3 protein-coding genes and 2 pseudogenes are annotated in these 4,979 nt (G+C 69.8%); 3 read left to right on the top strand and 2 right to left on the bottom strand.

The genetic code is table 11. The annotated features are described in order from the left end of the window. Positions 1 to 59: 59 nt before the first annotated feature. Positions 60 to 221 carry a hypothetical protein gene (locus StrepF001_RS46135; protein ID WP_165396588.1) on the bottom strand — a complete coding sequence of 54 codons (162 nt, stop codon included), beginning with the start codon at positions 219 to 221 and terminating at the stop codon, positions 60 to 62. Between the two features lie 250 nt (positions 222 to 471). On the opposite strand from StrepF001_RS46135, the gene StrepF001_RS44455 reads away from it, so the two are divergent. Both StrepF001_RS44455 and StrepF001_RS44460 read left to right on the top strand, forming a co-directional pair. Further along, the gene (locus StrepF001_RS44455) at positions 472 to 1,371 is read left to right on the top strand and encodes a PfkB family carbohydrate kinase (RefSeq protein ID WP_129803754.1); all 900 of its coding nucleotides are present in this window, start codon (positions 472 to 474) and stop codon (positions 1,369 to 1,371) included. A 171-nt stretch (positions 1,372 to 1,542) separates the two neighbouring features. Next, positions 1,543 to 3,876 (top strand): glycoside hydrolase family 95-like protein, encoded by a 2,334-nt coding sequence (locus tag StrepF001_RS44460; RefSeq protein WP_129803755.1) that lies wholly within the window; start codon positions 1,543 to 1,545, stop codon positions 3,874 to 3,876. Positions 3,877 to 3,902: 26 nt separating this feature from the next. Here StrepF001_RS44460 and StrepF001_RS44465 read toward each other — a convergent pair. After that, positions 3,903 to 4,487 (bottom strand): annotated as a pseudogene (locus tag StrepF001_RS44465) (amidohydrolase family protein); the annotation flags it as partial. A 22-nt stretch (positions 4,488 to 4,509) separates the two neighbouring features. Here StrepF001_RS44465 and StrepF001_RS49225 point away from each other — a divergent pair. Continuing rightward, positions 4,510 to 4,693, top strand: a pseudogene (locus StrepF001_RS49225) (IS200/IS605 family accessory protein TnpB-related protein); the annotation flags it as partial. Between the last annotated feature and the right edge of the window lie 286 nt (positions 4,694 to 4,979).

Below are 4,979 nucleotides of genomic sequence, written 5' to 3' on the forward strand. Positions count from 1 at the left end.
TCCCACGCCCACAACTACCAACATTGACATCCTCCCCCTCTTAAAAGAGGGGGAGGATGTCAATGTTGGTAGTTGTGGGCGTGGGAGGACGGGAGGAACGGCCAGGTACCGGGCATGATCGTGCGGCGCAGCCGCAGTGGGGCGATGATCCGCTCGCGGACCTCGGTGGTCCAGTCGCGGCCGGTGACGAGGACGTCGGCCAGCCGCGCGGGCGCCACCATGACGGGTCGGTCGCGCTGAGCATGCCACCGCCGACAAGCTGCCCACACCGGTGAAGGTGACCGTCAAGGTGCAGCGCCCGAGGCCGGCGAGGTTCCTGAGCGTAAACCGTGCGGAGCCCGCTGCCCCACCGGGACTCAGGCATCAACGCCCCGGCCCCCACCGGGCGGGTCGACTGACGCGGTGGACGATGGGCCGGTAGCTTCCATCCGTTCAAGCACTGACCCGATACCCAGGCAGGAGGAGGTGCAGGTGGGTGGAGCCGACGAGGCGGGGCGTCCTGAAGGCCTGTTCGTCGGCTTGTGCACACTGGACGTCATCCAGCTCGTGGACCATGTGCCGGGTTCCGACGAGAAGCTGACGGCTCGTGAGCAGGTGGTGGCCGCAGGCGGTCCGGCGGCGAACGCGGCCGCGGCCTTCGCCCACTTGGGCGGCGCGGCCACGTTGCTCACCGCGATCGGCTCCCATCCGCTGGGACTTGCGGTCGTACAGGACCTGAACCGGCTGGGTGTGACGGTGTCGGACCTGGCAGCCGACTCGGCCGAGCCGCCCGCCGTGTCCTCGATTCTGGTGACCGCATCCAGCGGGGACCGTGCCGTCGCCTCGACCAATGCGACTGGATACCGGCTCGCCCCGCCCGACGACCTCGACACCTTGGTGGCAGCCTGCGACATCGTCGAGTTCGACGGCCACCACATGGAGCTGGCCGTGGCTGCCGCCCGCGCTGCGCGCGCCGCCGGTCGTCGGACCGTCCTCGACGGGGGCAGTTGGAAGGCCGGCACGGAGAACCTGCTGCCGTCGATCGACGTGGCCGTCTGCTCGGCCGACTTCCACCCGCCCGGCACCAGCACACCGACGGACACCCTGCGGTTCCTGCGGGAGCACGAGGTCGTCTGGTCGGCAGTCAGCCGGGGAGGGCAGCCCATCGTGTGGGCGGGGCCCGACGGCAGCGGCACGGTGGACGTACCTGCCGTCCGGGTGGCGGACACACTGGGCGCGGGTGACGTCCTGCACGGGGCCCTCACCCATCACCTCGCGGTTCAGGGCCGCTTGACCTCGCAAGGCTTCGTCGAGGCCCTGCGTGCCGCGGCCGCGGTGGCCTCGTGGGCCTGTTCCTCGTTCGGCACCCGCGCGTGGATGCGGCGAGGGTGACGCCGCCCCCAGCGACGGCACCCCGCAGTTCGTCGATCCGATCGCCGCGAGTCTTGGCGTACCGAAGTCAACACATCGGATCTATCCCGTTGCATTGACGCACCGTTACCTCGTCTCTATGTTGCATCACGGGATAGCTCCGATGATTCATCGAACCTGTCTGGAGGAAACGTGTCCTCTCCCTCCGCGCCCGATCCGTCCAGACGTACCGTCCTCGCCACCGGATCCGCTCTGGGTGGCGTACTGCTGACCTCGGGCCTGACCACCCAGGCGACCGCGGCTGACCATGCCGAGGCCACCGCGCTTCCCGCCGACCCCTGGCGCACCGTTCTCGACGACGCCGACCTGGTCTGGCAGCGGATGCCGACGACCTGGTACGAAGGCCCCTTCCTCGGCAACGGGTTCCTCGGTTCCGGGATCTACGCCGAGCCGGGCGCCGCATCGACGGCCGTGCGCTTCAACGTCCAGCACTCCGAAGTACAGGACCACCGCCCCGAGTTCGGTTCCCTCTTCGGCCTGGCTCGGCTGCCGATCGGGTACTTCACACTTGAGCCGGTGGGCGCGATCACCGGCCTCGACTGGCGATTGTCGCTGCATGACGCCGAGTTGACCGGCACGCTCACCACCGACAAGGGCACCCTGACCCTGCGCGCCCTGGTCCACAACGACCGCTCGGTCCTCGCCGTGGAAGTGACCGCGAGCGAGGGCGAGAGCGGCTTTCGCTGGGTGTTCCACCCGGCGGACGCGATCAGTCCGCGGGCCGCGTTCAAGCCGCTGCCGGACGGCTACCAGGGCAACCCGCCCGCCGAGGTCGCCGACCACGACGGGACGACCGCCGCCGTGCAGCCGCTGCTGGCCGGCGGGCAGCACGTCACCGCATGGCGGGAGCGGACCAGGAGCCGGACGCGGACGCTGTATGTGCACGTCGCGCACTCGTACCCGAAGAACACAGCCCTGGAGCAGGCCCTGAAGGCGGTCCGCGCCGCGGACCGGCTCCCCTATTCAGCCCTGGCAGTGACCCACCGCGCATGGTGGCACGCCTACTACCGCAAGAGCTTCCTCTCCCTCCCCGACGCCCGCATCCAGCGTTTCTACTGGATCCAGCTCTACAAGGCAGCATCCGCCGCCCGCCGCGACGCCCCTGTCATGGCGACGAGCGGACCCTGGCTCGAGCCCACGCCATGGCCCAACACCTGGTGGAACCTCAACGCCCAGTTGGAGTACTGGCTCATCCATGGCTCCAACCACCTCGAACTCGACGCGATCACCAGGGCGTTGAGCGAGTTCCGGGACAACCTCGCCAACGAGGTGACGCAGCCGTACCGCGCCGATTCGCTCGGTATCCCCCGCACCACCGATCCCCACCTGGTCAATGGCGCGGCCAGCACACTGATGGGCTACGGCGTCGGCATCCCCGGCCAGAACCCGCCGACCCCCGAAGTCGGCAATCTGACCTGGGCGTTGCACAACGTCTGGCTCAGCTACCGCCACACGATGGACAAGTCGATCCTCCGGGACGTCCTGTTCCCTCTCCTGCGCAAGGCGATCAACTACTACCTGCACTTCCTCGAGCGCGGCCCGGACGGCAAACTGCACCTGCCCGCCACCTTCTCCCCGGAGTACGGCGGCGACTCACGCGACTGCAACTACGATCTGATGCTGCTCACCTGGGGCTGCCGCACTCTCCTCGAAGCCGCCGGACTCCTCGGCATCGACGACGTGTTGGCGCCGCGCTGGCGCGAGGTGCTGGCCAAGCTGGTGCCGTATCCGACCGACGCGAACGGCTTCGTGATCGGCGCGGACATCCCCTTCGCGAAGTCCCACCGCCACTACTCTCACCTACTCGCGGTCTACCCGCTGCACGAGGTGACCGGCCGGACCCCCGACGAACGCGCCCTGATCGAGAAGTCACTGGCGCACTGGGTGGGCTTCGAGGGCGCCCTGCAGGGTTACACCTTCACCGGGGCCGCCTCGATATCGGCGCTGCTCGGCAAGGGCGAGGACGCACTGCGGTATCTCGGTGAGCTGATGACCCGCTTCATCCAACCCAACACCATGTACAAGGAGTCGGGTCCGGTCATCGAGACGCCCCTGTCGGCGGCCCAGTCACTGCACGACATGATCTGCCAGTCCTGGGGCGGGATCATCAGGGTCTTCCCCGCGCTGCCCGCCGCGTGGGCGGACCTGGCCGTGCACAACTTCCGTACGCAGGGCGCCTTCCTGCTCGGCGCGCGCCGTCAGAGCGGCACGACTCGTTGGGTGCGACTGGTCAGTGAGGCGGGCGCTCCCTGCGTCGTACGGCACGGGATCGCGGGATCGGTCGACGTTCGGGACGGGCGGGGCCGCCCCCTCCGCTACTCCGATGCCGGTGACGGCGCCATCCGACTCGCTCTGCGCAAGGGCGAGTCGGCGCTGATCACCGCGCGGGGCGACCGGCCCGACCTGACTGTCGCGCCCGTACGCCCGAACGAGGACGCGCCCCGCTGGGGGCTGCCCCTCACCTGAGCGCGGCCGGATCGGGGGCAACGCTGTCACTGTTCGTGGTGGATCACGTGACCGCCCGTCACAGTCAGCCGGACGGGGGCCTCGGCCAGTTCGTCGGCCGGAGCCGCCGTCGGGTCGACCCCCAGGGCTGTGAGGTCGGCGCGGTGGCCCGGGGTGATGCGGCCGGCCGTGGCCGATTCGCACGCGGCGCGGGCGGCGTGGGTGGTGCGGCCCTCCAGTGCCTCCGGTCCGGTCGGTCCGGCCCGGGCGGAGGCCGCGCCACGAGGTCGGCGAGCTGTCGTCAGGACCTGGCGGACGTCGTAGTGGGCGATGGGCCGGTCCGAGCCCAGGGCGGCCGTGGCGCCCGCGTCGCGCAGGTCTCGCAGCCTCCAGGTGTGGCGGGCGCGGTCGGCGCCCAGCCGGCGGGACCACTCGTCGGTGCCGTCGGCGCGGGTGCAGGCGGTGTGCGGCGGCCGTATGGACGCCGCCGCTCTGAGCTGCTCGAACCTGGGCAGCAGATCGTCCGGCGCCGTCTCGATGTGCTCGATCCGGTGCACCCCCACACGGCCGGACGGTCCCAGGCCGGCCACCACGTCCAGGACGTTGCGTACCGCCGCGTCGCCGATGGCGTGGGGGCCGTGCAGACTCTTCGCTTCGAAGAACAGGAAGACCACCCGTCACGATGCCGCGAGCATCGCGATCGGACGACGCGCCCAAGGGCACCCGATCTGGCAGGCCCTTGAGGCACTGGAGGAGGACGGCACCGCCCCCTGCTCACCGGAGTGATGGACAGGGGCATCGGACCATCCAGACCGACCGGTGTGCCCCTGGGCGTGAGGGAACCCGCCGCCTCGTCACGGACCGTGGCCAGGAGGCACGCGCCCGGACAGGAAGACAACAAGGAACGCGGGCGACCAGCGCACCCAAAACCGTTCGGGATGCGTGCAGTGTCAGGCAGTGGGTCCAAGACTCACCCCTGCTCACTGATCAGGAACGGTACGCCAATGCCGCCAAGAGCGGGTCGGCGCTCCGGCCGGCCGCACGGCTGTTCACGCATCTGACCCGGAAGCCCTGCCTTCCGACCGTGTAGGTCCACACCAACTAAGAGGTCGTCTCATTTGGAA

Origin of the sequence: Streptomyces sp. F001 (assembly GCF_004187715.1) — a bacterium.
GTDB classification, from domain to species: Bacteria; Actinomycetota; Actinomycetes; order Streptomycetales; family Streptomycetaceae; genus Streptomyces; species Streptomyces flavusporus.